Annotated in this window: 23 protein-coding genes and 1 pseudogene; 11 read left to right on the top strand and 13 right to left on the bottom strand. The window is 65.7% G+C overall.

The genetic code is table 11. The features are described 5' to 3' along the window. Nucleotides 1–144 precede the first annotated feature (144 nt). From EH209_RS06020 to EH209_RS06010, 3 genes are all read right to left on the bottom strand, one after another. Entirely contained in the window at nt 145–786 is a 642-nt protein-coding gene (locus EH209_RS06020; protein ID WP_126662001.1) for a phosphotransferase family protein, read from the bottom strand. Nucleotides 787–922: 136 nt separating this feature from the next. Beyond that, nucleotides 923–1,234, bottom strand: coding sequence for a hypothetical protein (locus EH209_RS06015; RefSeq protein WP_126662000.1), 312 nt, complete (start codon nt 1,232–1,234; stop codon nt 923–925). 121 nt (nt 1,235–1,355) lie between these two features. Continuing rightward, nucleotides 1,356–2,834: a sensor histidine kinase gene (locus EH209_RS06010; RefSeq protein WP_126661999.1), complete on the bottom strand. Its 1,479-nt coding sequence runs from the start codon at nt 2,832–2,834 to the stop codon at nt 1,356–1,358. A 126-nt stretch (nt 2,835–2,960) separates the two neighbouring features. Between EH209_RS06010 and EH209_RS06005 the strand changes: the two genes are divergently transcribed. Then, complete coding sequence (locus EH209_RS06005; protein ID WP_126661998.1) at nt 2,961–3,992, top strand: hypothetical protein; 1,032 nt, start codon at nt 2,961–2,963, stop codon at nt 3,990–3,992. On the opposite strand, the gene EH209_RS06000 is transcribed toward EH209_RS06005, so the two are convergent. Further along, on the bottom strand, nt 3,989–4,792 hold the full coding sequence (locus EH209_RS06000) for a hypothetical protein (protein ID WP_126661997.1): 804 nt from the start codon (nt 4,790–4,792) through the stop codon (nt 3,989–3,991). The two genes, EH209_RS06005 and EH209_RS06000, sit on opposite strands and share 4 nt — an antisense overlap. 2 nt (nt 4,793–4,794) lie before the next feature. Further along, entirely contained in the window at nt 4,795–6,042 is a 1,248-nt protein-coding gene (locus EH209_RS05995; protein WP_126661996.1) for a PQQ-binding-like beta-propeller repeat protein, read from the bottom strand. Between the two features lie 191 nt (nt 6,043–6,233). Here EH209_RS05995 and EH209_RS05990 point away from each other — a divergent pair, with 191 nt between their 5' ends. The 3 genes from EH209_RS05990 to EH209_RS05980 all read left to right on the top strand — a co-directional run bounded on the left by EH209_RS05990 (nt 6,234) and on the right by EH209_RS05980 (nt 8,678). Beyond that, complete coding sequence (locus EH209_RS05990) at nt 6,234–6,557, top strand: 30S ribosomal protein S24e (RefSeq protein WP_008894027.1); 324 nt, start codon at nt 6,234–6,236, stop codon at nt 6,555–6,557. Then, nucleotides 6,558–6,692 (top strand): 30S ribosomal protein S27ae, encoded by a 135-nt coding sequence (locus EH209_RS05985; protein ID WP_126661995.1) that lies wholly within the window; start codon nt 6,558–6,560, stop codon nt 6,690–6,692. It begins immediately after the preceding gene. A gap of 237 nt (nt 6,693–6,929) precedes the next feature. Beyond that, complete coding sequence (locus EH209_RS05980) at nt 6,930–8,678, top strand: bifunctional N(6)-L-threonylcarbamoyladenine synthase/serine/threonine protein kinase (protein WP_126661994.1); 1,749 nt, start codon at nt 6,930–6,932, stop codon at nt 8,676–8,678. A gap of 66 nt (nt 8,679–8,744) precedes the next feature. On the opposite strand, the gene EH209_RS05975 is transcribed toward EH209_RS05980, so the two are convergent. Next, nucleotides 8,745–8,966 (bottom strand): YgaP family membrane protein, encoded by a 222-nt coding sequence (locus EH209_RS05975; RefSeq protein WP_126661993.1) that lies wholly within the window; start codon nt 8,964–8,966, stop codon nt 8,745–8,747. A gap of 96 nt (nt 8,967–9,062) precedes the next feature. On the opposite strand from EH209_RS05975, the gene EH209_RS05970 reads away from it, so the two are divergent. From EH209_RS05970 to EH209_RS05960, 3 genes are all read left to right on the top strand, one after another. Beyond that, the gene (locus EH209_RS05970) at nt 9,063–9,719 is read left to right on the top strand and encodes a helix-turn-helix domain-containing protein (RefSeq protein ID WP_126661992.1); all 657 of its coding nucleotides are present in this window, start codon (nt 9,063–9,065) and stop codon (nt 9,717–9,719) included. 126 nt (nt 9,720–9,845) lie between these two features. After that, nucleotides 9,846–10,139, top strand: a complete 294-nt coding sequence (locus EH209_RS05965) for a DUF5808 domain-containing protein (protein WP_126661991.1) — start codon at nt 9,846–9,848, stop codon at nt 10,137–10,139. A gap of 586 nt (nt 10,140–10,725) precedes the next feature. Beyond that, complete coding sequence (locus EH209_RS05960) at nt 10,726–11,673, top strand: pectinesterase family protein (protein ID WP_126661990.1); 948 nt, start codon at nt 10,726–10,728, stop codon at nt 11,671–11,673. Nucleotides 11,674–11,679: 6 nt separating this feature from the next. Here EH209_RS05960 and EH209_RS24385 read toward each other — a convergent pair whose 3' ends face one another. Both EH209_RS24385 and EH209_RS05950 read right to left on the bottom strand, forming a co-directional pair. Continuing rightward, complete coding sequence (locus tag EH209_RS24385; RefSeq protein WP_204746827.1) at nt 11,680–11,820, bottom strand: hypothetical protein; 141 nt, start codon at nt 11,818–11,820, stop codon at nt 11,680–11,682. 55 nt (nt 11,821–11,875) lie between these two features. Further along, nucleotides 11,876–12,208, bottom strand: coding sequence for a cupin domain-containing protein (locus tag EH209_RS05950; RefSeq protein ID WP_126661989.1), 333 nt, complete (start codon nt 12,206–12,208; stop codon nt 11,876–11,878). A 110-nt stretch (nt 12,209–12,318) separates the two neighbouring features. Between EH209_RS05950 and EH209_RS05945 the strand changes: the two genes are divergently transcribed. From EH209_RS05945 to arsM, 3 genes are all read left to right on the top strand, one after another. Beyond that, entirely contained in the window at nt 12,319–12,870 is a 552-nt protein-coding gene (locus EH209_RS05945; protein ID WP_126661988.1) for an XTP/dITP diphosphatase, read from the top strand. Between the two features lie 196 nt (nt 12,871–13,066). Continuing rightward, the gene (locus EH209_RS05940) at nt 13,067–13,456 is read left to right on the top strand and encodes an ArsR/SmtB family transcription factor (protein WP_126661987.1); all 390 of its coding nucleotides are present in this window, start codon (nt 13,067–13,069) and stop codon (nt 13,454–13,456) included. A gap of 28 nt (nt 13,457–13,484) precedes the next feature. Then, on the top strand, nt 13,485–14,372 hold the full coding sequence (gene arsM / locus EH209_RS05935; protein ID WP_126661986.1) for an arsenite methyltransferase: 888 nt from the start codon (nt 13,485–13,487) through the stop codon (nt 14,370–14,372). Nucleotides 14,373–14,437: 65 nt separating this feature from the next. Here the strand turns inward: arsM and EH209_RS05930 are convergent, their stop codons facing one another. The 5 genes and pseudogenes from EH209_RS05930 to EH209_RS05910 form a co-directional block, all read right to left on the bottom strand. Then, entirely contained in the window at nt 14,438–15,562 is a 1,125-nt protein-coding gene (locus EH209_RS05930; RefSeq protein WP_126661985.1) for a guanosine monophosphate reductase, read from the bottom strand. A gap of 78 nt (nt 15,563–15,640) precedes the next feature. Next, nucleotides 15,641–16,120 (bottom strand): DUF7384 family protein, encoded by a 480-nt coding sequence (locus tag EH209_RS05925; RefSeq protein ID WP_126661984.1) that lies wholly within the window; start codon nt 16,118–16,120, stop codon nt 15,641–15,643. Beyond that, nucleotides 16,113–16,256 carry a hypothetical protein gene (locus EH209_RS23915; RefSeq protein WP_164722002.1) on the bottom strand — a complete coding sequence of 48 codons (144 nt, stop codon included), beginning with the start codon at nt 16,254–16,256 and terminating at the stop codon, nt 16,113–16,115. The genes EH209_RS05925 and EH209_RS23915 overlap by 8 nt, the downstream gene beginning before the upstream one ends. Nucleotides 16,257–16,487: 231 nt before the next feature. Then, nucleotides 16,488–17,591 (bottom strand): putative sulfate/molybdate transporter, encoded by a 1,104-nt coding sequence (locus tag EH209_RS05920; RefSeq protein ID WP_126661983.1) that lies wholly within the window; start codon nt 17,589–17,591, stop codon nt 16,488–16,490. Nucleotides 17,592–18,132: 541 nt separating this feature from the next. Further along, a pseudogene (locus EH209_RS05910) lies at nt 18,133–18,767 on the bottom strand (DUF1028 domain-containing protein). 354 nt (nt 18,768–19,121) lie between these two features. Between EH209_RS05910 and EH209_RS05905 the strand changes: the two are divergent. After that, entirely contained in the window at nt 19,122–19,484 is a 363-nt protein-coding gene (locus EH209_RS05905; RefSeq protein ID WP_008894042.1) for a cell division protein SepF, read from the top strand. The last annotated feature ends 18 nt before the right edge of the window (nt 19,485–19,502 follow it).

Here is a 19,502-nt window from a genome sequence, read left to right as displayed (position 1 = left end):
TGCCATTCACGGAAGTTCTTGAGAACCTACATTTCATATACGATAGCGACGATACGACAATTACCATACCCGGCAACCGTGGTGTTTAGTTCTCGGATTCAAGAGCAGTGATTCGACGATGCATCTCATCACAGATCCATGTCGCTAATTCCGGAATGGGTTCGTCGGCTTTCGGTTTGGGTCGCCCTGGAGGAGCGATACTGGGACATCAGTGAGTACCTCACGATGGTCTTTGAGAACTTGTTGCACACGATTCGGAAATTCCGTGAAGTGGTCCGAGAAAACCGTCTGTACGCGCTCTTCGATTGTAGTACAGAGGACAGTAACCCACAGGTCTTCTTCGAGGGTGAGGTTGTCAGCAGTTCCCCCCAGAATCCGCCCGCTTTCCTCGAATCGAACTGCGTGCAGATTCGCCATTGCTCGACCGACCCGATACAGTATCGACTCGCGCTCGGATGGTGATGCACCTGACCAACGGGTAACGATGGGTTCACCTGAGAGGGCGGCAGTCGCGAGATAATACGGCTCGCTTTGCACGCGAGTGTACAGTACGCGTGGCACCCGGATTTCTGCATGGGTGTTGAGATACTGAAGAACTGCACCGGCCCTTCGAATCCGACGGCTACCACCGTCGGTCACCAGTTTGAGAAACGATTCCTCGCCACTAGCAAACGAAATACGATAGGTTTGATTCCCCGGATGCTGGGATTCTGAGGGGCTGTCTATCTCAGAGATGTTCCGGTCTGGGAACGCCCGCTCTAATGCATCGGAAAGAACCTGTTCCATTTGTGTTGGATAGTATATGATTTCAGAAGAATCTTCGCTCTGTGTTGAGCAACGACGCGGTTACAGAAGGGCACCTAACTGAATGTACCACCGCTTCGAGAGCCGGTAATTCCAGACCGATTTCGCCCCCGTAATCTCAAGCCGCAGTTCGCGCCTCGAGCCACTGCTCGAGACGCTCGACGACGATCGCGGCCACGACGTCGGCAATTCGTTCGGGAGCGTCGGTCAGGTCCCAGAGGTACTCGCCGTCGCGGGTGACGGTCACCCACTCGACGAAGTCGCCGCGATCGAGTTCGAGCAGGAGGTCCTCGAGGACGGCCGCGTTGAGCCGACAGTCGAGGGCGTCTTCGACGCGGCCGGCCAGCTGGGACGTGGTCGCGAGGACTCGGTCCTCGCCCGCGGGGACGGGCCGGTCGGGGGTCGACGGGGCGGGGGGTTGGATGGGCATATTCGACCGACCGGTAGGAATTCGAGTTATATTAATTTAGGTGGTACTCTCGATGCCGTGACTGTCGGGCCGACCGACGCCGCGCTACGCAGTGGCTCGAGACGCCGTCGCGGCGCGCGGATCACAGTGTCTCCATCAGGGCCAGTCTCGGGCCGGCGGCGCACTCGTACGGAAACGACAGCGTCACGACCGTCCCGCCGTCGGGGCGGTCGGCGAACCGCAGGTCGCCGCCGCCGTTCTGAACGATCCAGTTGACGAGCCACAGCCCCAGTCCGGAGCCGTGCTCGAGTTGCGTCTCCGCGCCGTCGAGGACCGCCCGGCGCTCAGTTTCGGGAATCCCGTCGCCGTCGTCCGCGACCGTGAACTCGAGTCGGAGTTCACCGTCGTAGTCGACGGCTCGGACCGCGACCTCGACGGTCGGGCCGTCCGTACCCTCTTCGTCTGCGGCCGAGTTGTGTTCGACGGCGTTGTCGACGAGTTCGTTCAGGGCGTCGACGACGCTGCCGTCGACGGTCGGCGTGGTCGCCCTCGCCCCCGACTCGTCGGTTCTGGACGCGATCCGCGCGTCGGGGTAGGCCGATCGCGCACGGTCGACGACCGAGCGAACCGCCGCCGTGGCGTCGATCAGATCGTCGTCTCCGTTGCGCTCGAGCGTCCGTTCGACGCCGCGGGCCTTGTCGGCCGTCTCGATCAGGTCGGTGGTCTCCTCGAGGATCGGTCTGACGTGCTCGCGCTCGAGGGCGGGCTGTTTCTCGCTGATGAGGCTGGCGTGGCCCTTGACGACGGTCGCGGCGTTCCGGAGATTGTGCCGGAGGACGCGGTTGAGCACTTGAATCCGCTGCTCCCGGTCGCGCTGTTCGGTGATGTCGCGGGCGACGACGACGTAGCCGTGCTCGAGGGCGCTGACCGTCACGTCCTGCGGAAACGTCGTCCCGTCGGCCCGCTGGCCGATCAGCGTCCCGCGCCAGTAGTTTCGCTCGGCGAGAGCCGGACGCACCTCGCGGTCGATCGTCGCCTGCGCGGCGTTCGTGTACCGCTCCGCCCACTCGGTCCCCTCGATCGTCGCCGAGTCGTGAACGCCGTAGAGGGTGGCGTAGGCGTCGTTGACGTAGGCGTGTTCGTCGTCGACGACGACGGCGATCCCGTCCATCGAGGCGTCGACCGCCCGCGAGAGCCGTTCGCTCTCTCGGTAGTAGTGGGTAAACTCGACGTAGGTGTGGCCGAGCAGGCCGCCGAAGGCCATCCCGGTGCTCAGCGCGCTGATCACCGGCTGGGTTAACCCGCTAGAAAAGTCCATTCTGACGGAGAGCAGGTAGATACACCAGGCACAGAAGAGCGCGACCATCGCGCCGCAGGTGACCGAACCGACGGTGACGATGTCCGCTCGCCGCGTCGTCTCTTCGTCGGTCCGGGTCCGCAGCCCGTACCAGACGTGGCCGAGCCCGATCGTCGTCGGGACGCTCGCCTCGAGGACGAGTAGGAAGACGGGGCCGCCGAACGTCACGACGTACGCGGCGACGATCGCGAGCAATCCGAGCCCGGCGATCGAAACCGAGTACTCCCGGACGTACGTCGACGTGCGGCGAGCACTGGTGAACATCGTCGGAACAGTACGTGATGGGAAGACGACGATGATAAATCAATTGGCAATTCTATCGACACCTCGACCGGCGACTCCGTTCGCCGACCCCGACTTGTTTGGTGATAGACGCCGTCTTCGAGCCACATGAGGACGCTCTACGCGGCGATGCGAGACCGGCTCCGCTGTTACGCGGGCGACGAATCCGAACCGGGCGGAATGAGCCACGCGAGCACTCGACTCGAGGGCCACAGGATCGAATGTCTCGCCGCCTCGCGGGCGGCCCCCGAGCGAGTCTTCGTCGGCACCTTCGAGGACGGCCTCTACCGCACTCGCGGACGGGCTACCGAGCCGGGTGAACGAGAGTTCGAACGTCTCGAGACGGACTTCGTCAGCGAGGCCGTCACGGCGCTGGCGGTCAGCCCTCGCGATCCGAACGTGGTCTACGCCGGAACCGAACCGAGTCGCGTCTACCGCTCGGCCGACGGCGGCGACACCTGGACGCACCTCGAGGGGCTGACTGACCTCCCGTCGGCCGACGAGTGGGCCTTCCCACCGCGACCCCACACCCACCACGTCCGCTGGCTCGAGGTCGACCCCTTCGATCCGGATCGGCTCTACGTCGGCATCGAAGCGGGCGCGTTCATTCTGAGCTCCGATGGCGGCGAGACGTGGCACGATCGCCCCGAGGGGTCGCGCCGGGACAACCACACGCTCGCGACCCACGGCGACCGCGAGGGCCGGGTTTACACCGCCGCCGGCGACGGCTACGCGGTCAGCGACGACGGCGGCGACTCCTGGCGCCGCCCGCAGGACGGCCTCGGACACACCTACTGCTGGGGGCTGGCCGTCGACCCCGCCGATCCCGACGCGGTAATCGTCTCGAGCGCCAGCGGCGCCCGGACGGCCCACACGGCCGAGCGGGCCGACTCGCACGTCTACCGTCGGCTCGGCGACGAACCCTGGGCACGACTCGAGGGCCGCGGCCTCCCGACTGGCGAGGGCGTCGTCCGCGCCGTCTTCGAGACGACCAACGCGGACGGCGTCGTCTACGCGCTGAACAACCGCGGGCTGTTCCACAGCGAGGACTTCGGCGACTCCTGGGCGGCTATCGATACCGACTGGGAAGATGGCCTCGAGGTGCAGGCGCCGCGCGGACTGGTCGCGCTGCCGAACTAATTGAGCCAACCAGTCGGCTGCCGGAGGGCGCCGCTTTGCTCGAGACCGACGGCGATCACGACGGCGTGAACGGGTGCGACAAGGGCGCTGCTCAGCACCGGCCCCACGACCGGGGGAAGCGAGAGCAGCCACGCCGAGAGTCCGATCGCCAGGATCAGCGCGAAGAGGGACCAGCCGCGTCCGTCCGCGAACCGACCGCTCTCCCGGAGTGCCGGCCGCAGCGGTCGCCCGGCGACGAGCAGTCCCGGAACGAGAAAGAGTCGCACGAACAGCGCGAAGTAGATCGCCAGGAGAACGAATCCCCACAGCCCCATCTCTTGGAGGACGGCGATGGAACCGAGCAGCCGCTGGAGCAGGTCCAGCGCGACGACGAATCCGAACAGCGAGGTGACGGCCTCGAACCGAACGGGTCGATCCATCGCGCGGGCCATCGTTACGGCGCCGGCGACGGTGACTGCGACCAGCGGCAGGACGTACAGGGCGAGCCCCCACCCGAGATATATCGGTTCGAGGCCGATCAGCGACTCGAGCGGGCGCAGCGTCCGGCCGATGCCCGTCGGATAGCCGGCGAACTCGATCTGAACGTTGATTCCGTCCGCACCAAGTCCTGTCCGCTCGAGAGCCGGAATCGGGTCGCGCCGGTGGAGCCAGTCGACGACCGTGAGGACGATCCCCACGAGAAGAAACGGGACGAAGAGGACGGGATCGTCCCAAAGGCGAGAGAGTGCGACCGAGAGCGGGCTCTGCCGCTTCCGACTGGATACGGGCGGGTTCGACGGGTGATCGTGTCCGTCGGCCATGGTTACTCGGCCTCCTCGAGTGCGAGCAGTCCGTTATCTGTGAGGACGTATAGCACGCCGTCACCGACGATCGGCTGTGTGAAGTACGTCGCCTCCTCGTAACGCCACCGTTGCTCGCCCGTCTCGGCGTCGATCGCGACCAGTTCGGGGAACTGATACCCGAGGTAGACGACGGCGTCGGCGACGACCGGATCCGTGTCGGGAACGTACTCAGCGGTCCACTCCCGCTCGCCGCGCTCGAGGTCGATCGCGTGTAGCGACTCCTCGCCGTCGGTGACGAACACCGTTCCGTCGGCGACGGCGGCGCTGCCGTCGGTGGCGTTCCCGTCGTGGGTGTACTCCCACAGAACGCTGCCGTCGGCCGGATCGAGCAGCACGACGCCGGTCCGATAGGGAACGACGAGTCCCTCGTCCGTCGCCGTCGGCGGGTGGAACTCGTAGTAGGTCATCGGCGTCTCCTCCCCGGGATCCGGTTTGACGCTCCAGTGAGTGTCGCCCGTTTCGGCGTCGAAAGCGACGATGTCCCCGGGATGACTCGAGACGTAGACGACCCCATCGCGGACCGCCGGTCGAGTTGATCCGATCGATCGCTCGTCGCCGATCGTTCGTTCCCACCGAACGCGACCGCTGCTCGCATCCAGTGCGACGGCACGGTCGGTCTCGGGGACGATCGCGTACACCGTTTCGTCCGCGGCGACGGGCGATTGTACCCTTAGCGACGAACTGGACCACCGCTGGGTCTCCCGACCGGGACTGTGCCAGCGTTCGGTGCCGATCGATCGCCCGAGCAGCTCGTAGCCGCCGCTGGCGCTCAGTCCGTGAATCCCCTCTCGACCGCTGACGGCGAGCGTGTCGCTTCGATACGCTCGCGCCGGGGCTCGAGCCGGTGACAACCAGTACTGGCCGTCCCGCGTGAATCGAATCTCGCCGGTGTCGCGTTCGAACGCGACGAGCGACTGCTGACCGACCGCGTACAGCGTCTCCCCGACGAGAATCGGTGCCGACAGTCCGTACATGTTCGGGTCCGTATCCCGCTGCCACGCGACCTCGACGCCGTCTTTCGGTCCCGTTGCGTTCGGATTGTAGCCGGTTCCGCTGGGATCGTAGCGTGCCATCGGCCAGTCGGTCTCGCCGCTCGTCGAGGCGGACGCGGTGTCGGCGGCGAACTCGACGTCGAGAACGCTCGTACCGCCGGCGATTCCGACGGCGCCGACTCCGACGCCGGCGAGCAATCGTCGTCTGGAGGGCATCGATCGACCCGTCACGCGGCGAACGTGTAAGTTCTTTCATCGCATCGGGACGAATTCAACCTCGAGCCGACGGATTCGGAAAGTCGACGGGAACGGATCGATCCCGGCTCGTCTCGTCGGCCGGCAACGGTGGGGTGCTTCGAAATCCTTTTAGTCGCGACACGGGGATAGTAGGGTAACTGAGTGATATCATGGACGTCGACATCATCTCCGAAACGGAGAATCCCATGTTGCATCGAACCGACGTGACCTTCGAACTGTCCCATGAGGACGCGACGCCGGAGCGCCTGCAGGTCCGGGACAGTCTCGCAGCCAAACTGAACAAGGACGCTGACGAGGTCGTCGTCCGCAAACTCGACACGAAGTTCGGGATGCGAAAGACCGTCGGCGAGGCCAAGGTCTACGACACGGCCGACGACGCCCGCGACGTCGAGCAAGACCACATGCTCGAGCGAAACAAGATCGGCGCCGAAGAGGCCGAGGCCGAGGCGGACGCCGAAGCGGAGGAAGCATAAATGCCCCGACACGAACTCTACGACGACGACGGCAGCACCGAGCGCGAACAGTGCCCCCGCTGCGGGGACGCCTTCCTCGCCGACCACGGCGACCGCCAGCACTGCGGCAAGTGCGGCTACACCGAGTGGGAGTAAGGCGATGTGCCGAGCGTAGCGAGGCATATCGTGGAAAAGCGAATTGCGAGGGACGTGAAGCGTCCCTCGAACCATGCGAGCGGGCCAGAGGCCCGCGAGCAGACGGTGGATGCCGTGAGCGTGCGAAGAGTCGAGCGGAGCGAGAGTCCGCGACGATGCGAACGGGCGCCTCGTGCCCGTAAGCGAGTACCGACCTTCTCTCCGCGCGAACCGACCGAGCAGTCGCAGTAGTAATCCGTGAATTCTGACATCCGAATCCTCGGGATCGAAGGCACCGCCTGGGCGGCCAGCGCGGCAGTGTACGATTCCGTGACCGACGACGTCTTCATCGAGAGCGACGCCTACCAACCCGACAGCGGCGGCATCCACCCCCGCGAGGCCGCCGAACACATGCACGACGCGATTCCCCGCGTCGTCGAGACTGCACTCGAGCACGCCCGCGAGACGTACGACGGGCCCGCCGGCGAGGCGCCTGTTGATGCCGTCGCCTTCTCTCGAGGGCCGGGGCTCGGCCCCTGCCTGCGGATCGTCGGCACGGCTGCCCGGGCGCTCTCCCAGGCGCTCGAGGTCCCGCTCGTCGGCGTCAATCACATGGTCGCCCACCTCGAGATCGGCCGGCACTCCTCGGGCTTCGACTCGCCGGTCTGTCTGAACGCCAGCGGCGCCAATGCCCACCTGCTGGCCTACCGCAACGGCCGCTACCGCGTGCTCGGCGAGACGATGGACACCGGCGTCGGCAACGCCATCGACAAGTTCACCCGCCACGTCGGCTGGTCCCACCCCGGCGGGCCGAAAGTCGAGGCGGCCGCTGAGGACGGCGAGTACGTCGACCTCCCCTACGTCGTCAAGGGAATGGACTTCTCCTTCTCGGGGATCATGAGCGCCGCGAAGCAAGCTTACGACGACGGCGTCTCCGCGAGCGAGGCGAGCGGAGGCTCGTCGGACGAGCGCAGCGAGTCCGACGGCGTCCCCGTCGAGGACATCTGCTTCGCACTTCAGGAGAACATCTTCGGGATGCTGACCGAAGTAGCCGAACGCGCGCTCTCGCTGACCGGCAGCGACGAACTCGTGCTGGGCGGCGGCGTCGGGCAGAACGAGCGCCTCCGCGAGATGCTCGCGGAGATGTGCGCCCAGCGCGGGGCCGAGTTCCACGCGCCCGAACCCCGGTTCCTCCGGGACAACGCCGGCATGATCGCTGTGCTGGGGGCGAAGATGTACGAGGCCGGCGACACCCTCGCGATCGAGGAGTCCCGCGTCGATCCGAACTACCGTCCAGATCAGGTCCCCGTCACGTGGCGCAGCGACGAACCGGAGCTCGCGGCCGGCCGCGGAGCGGACGGCGGTGAGACGCAGGTTCGCGGTGCCGAGGCGCTCGTCGACCTCGAACCCGAGACCGATCGCGTCACGAAGCATCGCGAGGCCAAGAGCTATCGCCATCCCGAACTCGACGAGCGACTGCGCCGCGAGCGGACGACCCTCGAGGCCCGCCTGACGAGCCTCGCGCGCCGCGAGGGGGTGCCGACGCCGGTGCTCTCGGACGTCGATCCGCGGGAGGCGCGCCTGGAACTCGAGTACGTCGGCGAGCGCGATCTCCGGGACGGGCTGACCGCCGAGCGCGTTCGCGACGTCGGTCGACACCTCGCGCGGCTACACCGGGCCGGATTCGTCCACGGTGATCCGACGACGCGAAACGTCCGCGTCGGGTCCGTGGAACCCGACGCCGCCGGAACCGAGCGGACGGCCGAGGACCGCGAGCGGACCGTCCTCATCGATTTCGGACTCGGCTACCACACCGACCACGTCGAGGACTACGCGATGGATATCCACGTCTTCGACCAGAGCCTCGTCGGCACTGCCGACGACCCCGCCCCGCTCCGCGAGGCGCTACGGGAGGGCTACCGCGAGGTCGGCGAGGAGCGAGTGCTCGAGCGTCTGCGGGACGTCGAGGGGCGCGGCCGGTACGTCAGCGACGACGGTCGGGAGTAAGGAGGAAGTTGTCTCGAGACCGTCGGTCGCCGGTTCTTCGTTCTTGACTCGATACTCGAGGTTTCGTTACTCCGCGGAGCAGGAGTCCTCGGTCGTATCGACCCCGAGCAGGTAATTCCCGCCGCAAAAGCCCATCCAGACGTTCTGGAGGAGTCCGAGCCCGGCGATGCCCGCTATCGCTGCGCGCTCGCGCTTGTCGTCCTGGTAGGCCGCCGCGGCCATCACGACCAGCCAGATGCCGAGCACGCCGCGTCCGATGCGATTGAGTCCGCCGACGTTTCGCTGCATACGCGGTCGTACGGGCGGCCGAGTGGAAATCGTGTGGCCGAATATCTCGTGCGCATTTATTACGTCGCCTGCCGACTAGCCGACGGCGACCGACCGATGAAACGCGTTCGAATCACCTTGGACCCCGCCGGCGAGTACGCGCCGCCGCTGTACCGACGGTTCGCGGGCGGGGCGCCGTCACTGGATCGAGCCCACATTATCAACTGGAACGTCGCGGCGCCGCCGACGGCGTTCCTGCTGTGGCTTCGCGGCGACTACCGCCGGTTTGAGCCCGAACTCGAGGCCAGCCGAAACGTCGACGAGTACGAACTCCTTCCGCTCACCGAACGGGAGTGTCACTGCTTCCTCGAAGGGGCGGTCGCCGACGCCGCACGTCTCCTGTTCGAGAACTTCACGCAGGGGAGTCTGATCACCGTCCCGCCGATCGTCTGCAACGACGACGGGACCAACACGTTCTCGATCATCGGGACGGCTGCCGACATCCAGAACGCGGTCGAGGGCGTCCCCGACGGCGTCGGCGTCACCGTCGAAGCGGTCGGCGGGGAGACTGTCGCCCCGAAGAGCGCCGTCGGACAGCTCTCCGAGCGCCAGCGCGAGGCTGTCGAGGCCGCCCTCGAGATCGGTTACTACGACGTTCCCCGCGAGGCGACGGCGGCCGATGTCGCCCGCGAACTCGACTGCGCGACCGCGACCGCCGCGGAACACCTCCAGAAAGCCGAATCGAAGCTAATCGGAGCCTTGCTCGAGCGGTAGGTCGGCGGCTCTCATCCCCACGGAACCGCGATACGGGACGGCGCTCTCGAGGCCCCGCGGGCGTTCGATTCCGCTGACGGAGAGGATCACCAAATACTCTTATCAGGTGAGGTCGTATCTTCCCGTATGGTAGACAAACCGACTTCCGGAGAGATTCTTGGCGTACCGTACAACTTCGATCGACCCAGCCTCGGACGGATGATCTCCTCGTACTGGCAGCCCGGCGAGGGAATGCTCGTCGAGAAGCCTTTCGGCGTCGGCTACACCCTGAACCTCGCCAACTGGCGGTCGTGGATCGTCGTCCTCGTCGCTGGCGCGCTCCTCTGGCAGCAAGAGCAGAGCGACTCCGGCGCCGACGAGGACCGCCGGGACGAACCTGTCGAGGTCATCGTCGACGACCAGGACGAGTCGGCTAACTGATCGCGCGCTCATTTCCGATTCCGTCACCATACGATCCCCTAGCCGTCCGTCCCTTTTCGTCGGGACTCGGTTCCGATAACCTGTTATTCGTATTAGTCTATTGCGTACCAAATGGAACGGATGCTACTATCGATTACGATAATGACGATTATCGTTCAATATTTCGGATATTTTCTTCTCCGCATCGATATTCGACGAATAGAATACGCGGATTCGAGGATCAGACAGCTTCCGACGCTAACTGCGAGACTCCCCCTCCTCGGTGTCGTGGTCCCGTTATAGTACTTGTACCATCGAAATCGCCTGAAACGAGAAACGGACAATCGCTGAACCAGAACCGCTGTGCTTCTAATTCTTCCCGTCTGACACCCACTCTGACGGAAATATGTCCTGGCTCTGCGTTACTGTCGTCGCAGATTCCGCGAACTCGCCCGTGCACACGAGGATGTGACGGGACGGTAACGTCACCTCGGGTTTCGTGTCGATCCGTCTCCGCGAGGAGTCATTAGGCTCGAGTAGCTGTCGAAATCGCGAGACGTCGACGGACCGAACCGTTATACCGGACCACGGCACAATGTGGGGCAGTATGCAGGTCGAGAGCCCCGACTTCGTCGTCGCTCGAGATGGGAGCGGCGATTTCGAGTCCGTTCAGGCCGCGATCGACGCCGTTCCGGACTTCCGGGACGCGGAGACGACGATCCACCTCGAGTCCGGGACCTACGAGGAGAAACTGGTGGTGCCGTCCTCCAAGACCAACGTGACTCTCGTCGGCGAGGACCCCGAGGACACGATTCTCACGTACGACGACTACAACGGCAAGGAGAACCGCTTCGGTGAGGAGATGGGGACGACCGAGTCCTCGAGTTGCTTCCTGTTCGGTGACGACTTCACGGCGCGGGACCTCACGTTCCAGAACACGGCGGGCGCCGTAGGGCAGGCCGTTGCCGTCCGTGTCGACGGCGACCGCGCTGTCTTCGAAAACTGCCGATTCCTGGGCTGGCAGGACACCCTCTACACCCACGGCGAGGACAGCCGTCAGTACTACCGTGACTGCTACGTCGAGGGGCGGGTCGACTTCATCTTCGGCTGGTCGACGGCCGTCTTCGAGGACTGCGAGATCTTCTGTACCGGCGACGAGGGGTACGTCACCGCCGCCTCGACGACCGAGGACACCGACTACGGCTACCTCTTCCGGAACTGCGAGATCATGGGCGACGCGCCCGACGACTCCTTCTACCTGGGACGACCGTGGCGGCCCTACGCTCAGACGGTATTCGTTCACTGTCACCTCGGCGAGCACGTTCGGCCCGAGGGGTGGCACAACTGGCGGGACCCCGACAAGGAGGAAACCGCCTTCTATGCCGAGTACGAGAACGAGGGGCCCGGCTTTACGCCCGACGAGCGGGTCGACTGGGCCCGCCAGCTGACCGACGAGGAGGTCGCTGAGTACACCCTCGAGACCGTCCTCGACGGCTGGGTGCCGCTCGAGCGCCTCGCGGACGTCGACGCCCGATCGTCGACCGTCGATCGCTGACCGCTGTCAGTGGTTGACCTCGCCCGTGATGCAGTCGAGGCTGGCGATCACCGCGACGAGGTCGGCGACGTACTGTGGGTCGCCTGGGAACTCGAGTGCCCCGGGTACGGCCGCCGAACACCTCCGGAAGGCGGAGGCGACCGTCATCGAGACCCTCGAGTTGTAACTGCCGTCGGCTCGAGCCGCGACCGATTTCGTGCGTCTAATCAGGCAAATACTCCGCGAGCGGCGGCGCGAACGCGTCGATCACGCGACACGGTTCGAGGGCACGCACACCGTGTTTCGTCCCGGGCGGAATGACGTAGGAGCCCCCGGCCTCGACCGTTCCGGAGTACGCGCCGCGGAGTTCGAGCGAGCCCTCGATGACGAAGCTCGCCTGAGTCGTCTCCTCGTGGCTGTGTGGCTCGCCCTCCTTGCCTTCCGACAGCGAGTAGTGGACCAGCAGCAGCTCGTCCGTGCAGGCGAGGACGCGGCGCTCGCCGCCGCCCTCGAGGTCGTCGATTCGAGTCGGATCGTCCCAGTCAGTGACGTCCATACAATCGAATCGTGTCGTTCGAGCATAAGGTTCCGCCGAGGTCCGGAACCGGCGCGCCGCGAAACCGTGCGATCGACGGCTATTTTCCGCCCGCGAACGCCGCATCGCATATGGTCATTCGATTCGTCACCGGCAACGAGGGGAAGGTTCGCGAGGCGCGAGATTACCTCGCAGACCTCGAGCCAGTTGAACAGATCGACTACGACTACACCGAGGTCCAGAGCGACTCGCTCGAGGCGATTGCGGCCCACGGCGCCCGCGAAGCCTTCGAGGAACTGGGGAGCGACGAACCGGTCCTCGTCGACGACGCGGGACTGTTCGTCGACGCACTCGAGGGGTTCCCGGGACCGTATTCGTCTTACGTGGAGGACACCGTCGGCGTCGAACGCCTCTGGCGACTCGCGAGTGAGGAGGAGAACCGACGGGCGCGATTCAGGACGGTGCTCGCGTACGCCGATGAGGACGGGACCGAGACCTTCAAAGGAACGGTCGCGGGCACGCTCGTCGCCCCGCGCGGCGAGGGCGGCTTCGGCTACGATCCGATCTTCGAGTACAACGGGCAGACGATGGCAGAGATGAGCACCGAAGAGAAAAACGCTATTTCCCACCGCGGCCGCGCGCTGGCCGAGTTTGCGGAGTGGTACGCTGGACGCGATCAGTGATTCGATAGATCGGGTATTTTCGATTCAACCCTCCCAATCCGAATTCGTTTTGCAGACTTTCCGAAGACGACTATTCTTGATATCCGGTGCTAGACCTTTATATGGCGCGTAACGTGAGGTATCGTAGGCGAGGGAGCGCTCGAGAAACCGCTCTCGAGAGCAAGATCTCGCCCATTATAGATCGAGAAAATACAATATGAGTTCGGACGATAACGCGATCGAGACGGCCTGCCGGAGCCTCGAGGGCGTGTACGACGATGTCGAGGAGATAGTTGACGCCCTGACGGAGCAGCGGCCGGCCGAGGACAGGGTCACGACGCAGGCGGCAGTATTCGGCGCGCTCGCGAACGAACACCGAGTACGGATCCTCGAGGCGCTCCGGGACGGCGAGCTGTGCGCCTGCGAACTGCAGGTCGTCCTCGAGGCGCCCCAGTCGACAGTCGCGACCCACCTCCGTCGGCTTCGGGAAGCGGGGCTGATCAAGGGCCGCAAGAAGGGGAAGTGGACCTACTACCGGATCGCCGACACGGCGGCGCTCGAGTTGCTCGATATCGGAGCCGCCGTCGACGTTCCGGAATCCGACTGACCGCAATGCGATACGAACCGAGACCACTATGACAGAAACCGATACCACCACCGACGACGCGACCGACGCGCCGCGCGACCAGCGAACGCATGTCCGTGAGCGGTACGCCGAGGTCGCGTCCGCTGACGGAGACTGTTGCGACGCACCGACGACCGACGGCGACTGCTGTGACGACCCCGCGGCCGACGACGACACCGCAACGGAGTGTTGTGACACCTCGGAAACCGACAGCGGCTGCTGTGACGCTTCGAACGGCGAGTTTGACCTCGAGGACGATCCGTCTCGGGCGCTGTCCCACGGCTACGAGCCGGCCGACCTCGAGGCCGCCCCCGAAGAGTCGAACCTCGGGCTCGGCTGTGGTAACCCGGTCGCGATTTCGAACCTCGAGGCCGGCGAGACGGTCCTCGACCTCGGCTCCGGCGGCGGGTTCGACTGCTTCCTCGCGGCCCGCGAGGTCGGCGCCGCGGGACGGGTCATCGGCGTCGACATGACCCCTGAGATGCTCGAGCGCGCTCGCGAGAACGCGGCCGAGGGCGAGTTCGAAACCGTCGAGTTCCGACTGGGCGAGATCGAACACCTCCCGGTCGCGGACGCGACCGTCGATACGATCGTCTCGAATTGCGTCGTCAACCTCTCGCCGGACAAGGGACGAGTGTTCGCGGAGGCGTACAGGGTCCTTCGGCCCGGCGGCACGCTCGCGATTTCGGATCTCGTTGCGACCGAGCCGCTCCCGCGGGAGATCCGCGAGAATCCCGACGCCGTCGACGCCTGCGTCGGCGGGGCCGCGACGGTCGACGAACTGGAAACGCTGCTCGACGACGCCGGCTTCGTCGACGTCTCGATCACCCTCGAGGGCGAGTGGACCGCAGACCTGTCGGTCGCGTCCGCTCGGATCGAAGCGAGAAAACCCGTCTGAGTCACGGTCGGCCGTCTCCGCTCGAGCCCGATCGCGAGCGCCGAAGCGATGGCGATCGACGGCTGTCAGTCGTCGCCTTCCGCGGCCGCGTTCCCGCTTCCGCCGTCCGACCCCGAGCCGTCGACGGCCTTCGCCGTGCTGTCGACGTCGACGCCTTCCCAGTCGTGGTCGGCGTGGTAGCCCTCTCGTTCCTTCGCGCTGGCCGCAACGCGGATGAACTCCGCCTTCTCTCGGGCTGCAGGGATCGTGTGGCCGCCGCAGTAGGAGAGCCCCGACTGGATGCCCGCGCAGAACTCCTCGACGACGTCGGCGACCGGTCCCTTGTACGGGGTCAGCGCCTCGACGCCCTCGTCGGCGCGGACGTTCTCCTCCTTGTCGTCGCGCTTCTCCGCGGCAGTCGTCGTCGCCATGCCGCGCGAGCGCTTGTACCGCGTGCCGTCGACCTCGACGACCGCGCCGGGGGCCTCCTCGGTGCCCGCGAAGAGGCTGCCCATCATCACGGTGTCGGCGCCCGCCATCAGCGCCTTCACCGCATCGCCGGAGGTCCGGATGCCGCCGTCGGCGCAGACGGTGACCTCGAGGGCCTCGGCCGCCTCCGCGCAGTCGTCGACGGCGGTTAACTGGGGAACGCCCGCCCCGGCGACCTTCCGCGTGGTGCAGTGGGACCCGGGCCCAATGCCGACCTTCACGCAGTCGGCGCCGGCGGCCGCCAGGTCCTCGACGCCCGCGGGCGTCGCGACGTTGCCGGCGACCAGATCCGTCTCGGGGAACTCCTCACGGAGTCGTTCGACGGCGTCGATGGTTCGTTCCATGTGGCCGTGGGCGACATCGACGACGAGCGCGTCGACGCCGGCCTCGACCAGCGCGGCGCTGCGCCCGACGTAGTCTTCGTCGATCCCGATTGCGGCGCCGACCTGCTCGCCGGCGTCTTTCACGCGCGCGACCTGTTCGGCCTGCTCCGACGGCGTGAGGAAGCGGTGGAGGACGCCGAACCCGCCGGCCCGCGACAGCGCGATCGCCAGTTCGGCCTCCGTGACGGTGTCCATCGCGGCCGAGACCAGCGGCGTCTCGAGTTCGACCGATGGCGTGAACGTCGTCGAGAGATCCACGTCGCTGCGGCTGTCGACTGGCGAGCGGTTCGGAACGAGGAGCACGTCCCCGTAACTCAATCCGGTGCGGAGATCGTTCATTGCCCCCTCACTACTCGCGGCTGTGGCCGGATAAGCGTCTCGGCTCGAGCGGCCGCGCCGCGATGCTCTTCTCGCGTGTTACTCCGTCGCTCGCGGGTCCCGATCCGGTCCGGGGTAGTCGCCACCTTCGACGGCCTCGTAGAGGCTCTCAGGGTCGAACAGTTGCGCGAACGCGTCCGGAGGGCGGACGCTGACCGAGACACGAGGCTGTAAGGAGAGGCCCGCCTGCGCTGATCCCAGTCCCTCGTCGTACGAGAGCAGGTGTGCGGCTCCCCCTCGGTACGCCGAGGCGAGCGACGGATGGTCGTCCGCCGGCTGGTCGACGGCCACTCGCTCGATCTCGAGTCGCTCCCGGTGGTCGGCCGCGAGGGCCGCGTCGGCGAGCTCGGTCACGAGCCGTTCGGTTTCCTCGAGCAACCGGTCGCTCGCGACGAGTTCGACCCAGGAGTGACGACGGACGTGATCGAGGGCCTCGCGGGCATCGCCGCCGACGAGCAGGTCGGCCGCGAGCACTTCGGGAGCCGCGACGACGCGGGCAGGATTCGGTCGATCAGGCATCGTCGCCGGCCTCCGTCCCCGAGTCGGTCTCCCTCTCCCTCTCGGCCGATAGCTCGTCGGCCGCCGTTCGAACGGCCTTGAGATCCACGTCGTAATCCGTGCCTCGGTCGAAGAGTTTGGCCCAGCTCGCTGGCATCGGCACACCTTCGCAGTCCGGAGAGAAAAGCCCCGCGTCTCTCGCGTTCGACGGATTTGATATCGCAGTATGTAATTTATCCTGTCGAAACCGAGGAAGTGACGGACCCAGCCGACAGCCGCCGCTGCACCGCTCGAGCGGCGTTCTCACCGTGATTTTGCGGAGGATTTGCTACGCTACCGTCGAAAACAGCACGGGCAGTGCGGAAAGACGCCAGCCTCGAGTGACCGATCACTCCGCTCGAGCCAGCGCCCAGAAGAGGACGGCGCCGAGGACGAACGCGACGCCGACGTTGACAAACAGGCCGACGGCGCCGACGCCCAGCACGAACGCCAGCGAGCGCCGGCCGGAAACCGGTTCGAACGCCGCTCGAGCCAACTCGAGCGAAACGACGACGAGCAGGACGCCGAGGACGGCGAGCGGGAACGCGGCCAGCAGGGCGCCCGTAGCGACGAGCGCCAGCGCGAGGTAGCCGACCCCGAGCAGCACGTTCGCACCGCCGGTGCGAGCGCCGAAGGCGTACTTCCCCGCGAGTCCGCCGCTTCCGTGGCACATCGGCACGCCGCCGAGCGGAATCGCCGCTAAACAGGTCACGCCCATGCTCGTTGAGAGCGTGTCTGGCGAGATCTCCCGGTCGTAGAGATCGCCGCAGAGCAGCGCGGTCGCGATCGCCGCGTTCCCGACCGTCATCCCCAACTGTGCGACGGTCCCCTCGAGCGCGGCGCTCGACAGCGTCGGTCCGCCCGCCGGGAAGACGGCGAGGGCGGGCACCTGCGGCGTCGGGAGTCCCGTCGTCGCGACGGCCGCGAGGGCGCCGAGTCCGAGTACGACCAGCACGCTGGCTTGCCGGTAGCCGACCATCGCTAACAGGCCGACGACAGCCAGTCCGCCGATCGCGACCGGGAGGTTCCCCGCGGAGAGGTCGACGGCCGCCTCGAGGAGGAGCAGGGCGACGGCGAACTGGACGCCGCGAATCACGGGTTCGCCGACGACCCGCTGGAGTCGGCCGACGAGCCCCAATTTCCCCACCGCGAGCAGTATGCCCCCCGCCAACAGGCCGGCGGCAGCGAGTTCCGCGTAGGTGAGCGTCCCGACGATCGCCAGCCCGATTAGGGCCTTCATCGGCTCGACGGACAGCGGCAGTCCGTAGTAGAGCCCCCAGACGATCTGGAAGACGCCGAAGCCGACCAGCACGTGGGGCAGCGAGACGCTCGTCGTCGCCGCGAGGGCGACCAACAGCGGCAATACCGTAACCGAATCACCTAGCGCGCCCGTCAGTTCGCTCGTCGAGAACTCGAGCGCGGAGCCGGCCCCAGACCGGAACGAGTACGCCATCTATACCCGGTACAGTTGGGATCCATTTGAGACTTGCCAGTAACTGACTTCCGTTTCGCTTCGAGGCTGAAGCAATGGAATCCCGTTACTGCTAGACCTCGCGAGCAGTTGATTACCGCGACGGAGACTGTGCGTCCTCGAGGGCACTACGTTCCAGCCTGTTCCACTCGTCGTCGATGTAGCCCGTCGATCTCGAGCAGCGCCGTCCATCGACGTGCCGTACTGCGTCAGTCGTCCGCAGACTCTGCTCGATGAGTTCGCCCGCGGTTCGCACGATTTCGTAGACGTCGCCGTCGAGAGAGATGGTGGCCGGCACGTAGGCCCTCTCCTCGATGTCGGCCTCCGCTGGATGGGCAGCCGGGCGTCTTCTCGTACGTGTTCGCGACGAACGCTGCATCGTCTTGAGGGAGGGAGCGTTCGTTTCTCCGAGACCTGCGTCCTGGTCCTCCCTTCACTGTCGGGTGCGTAACGCCGAACGACGGGACGAACCCGAAATGAACCACATATAGCTATACCGAACTAATGGCCTCGCGACCGGCGTCTAGTTATCGACGGACTCGAGCGAGTCCGCCTCGAAGGCGTCGCTGTACCGCGCTAACGTGGATTCGTAGCCGGCCATCGCGAGGTCGTAGTCTCGCTCGCGACGATCCGCAGGTCGTTGTACGCCGACTCCCAGTCGTGGCGCTCGGTCGTCTCGTGGACGGCGTTGGCCGCGTAGTTGGCCGTGGCCGCCTCGAGGACGTCCTCGCCGGTCAGTATGTTGCCGGCGACGGTGAAGTTGTCGCGCCCGAGGTGTCCGGAGCGCTCGACGCACTCCGCGCCGATGAAGGCGAACGTCCCCTCGCGATCGACGCCGCGAAACTGTCGCTGCAGGGCGCCCTCGTCGGCGTTGAGCAGCGCCTCGAGGGGGTTCATCAAACTCCGTCTGATGGGCCGTCAGAACGCCGGCGTTCTGACGACGTCGTCGATCGCGAGTCCGTCCTCGACATACGCGAGTCCGCGGTCGCCGAGTTCGACGTTGACCAGGCTCTGGGTCGCGACGGCGCTGCGGTCGCTGACCAACGGACAGAGGGCACCGACGCCAGGCAGGCGGGTCGTCACGGCGACGCCGAATCGGTGGTGGCTATCGCCGTCAGGGGTCTCGTATGCCTCGTGAGCGCAGATGCTGAACGTCATCATTCGTGGGTCACCGGTCGCAGACAAAAATCTCGCGTCGGTCTCGATAGGCGGGGTCGGCATCGGATCGTCCTAGACAGCTTCGTTCGTCGGACGGTCGGTCGACGAGAAGAGTTCCATTCGACATAACTCGAGCGTTGCGCCGCACTTATACAGTTTTTGAATATAAACGTCTTGGAAATATCTTCGGTCCGGTCGTTCGTTCCGTCTAACGGAACGGTCTCCTCGCATTTTCGGGCGTAACTGCCGGGTACCACCTCGAGACTCGTCCGCCCGTGTTCGGGGCTGATTCATTCGAAGTCGTGACTGTGTCTGACGTAAGAACTATACTGGCGGCCGCGGTGGGTTACCCCAATGGGACTTATGAGCAAAATCCTCGGCGGCGGTCAGTCTCGGACGGCCGAGGACTACGTCGAACTGGATCTCGACGACGCGTCGGCGAGTTCGGCCGAGGCGGCCATGCAGGTACATATCGCCGAAGTCAATGACCAGGCCGACGCCATCGATATCAAAGACGCCGTCTACGACGGCGATATCGTCATCGCGGACATCACGCGTCTGCGAACCTCGGACAGCACCGTCGAACACATCGTCGACGAACTCCGGCAGGTCGCCCAGGAGGTCGACGGCGACATCGTCCGGAAGGGCGACGATCAGATCATCATCACGCCGACCGGCGTCCACATCAGCCGCGAGAAACTGGGCCAGCGGGTCTGAATCGGCGATTCGACTGTT

The sequence above is a fragment of the Haloterrigena salifodinae genome, assembly GCF_003977755.1.
Taxonomy (GTDB): Archaea; Halobacteriota; Halobacteria; order Halobacteriales; family Natrialbaceae; genus Haloterrigena; species Haloterrigena salifodinae.
This window is presented reverse-complemented; position numbering and strand designations above follow the sequence as displayed.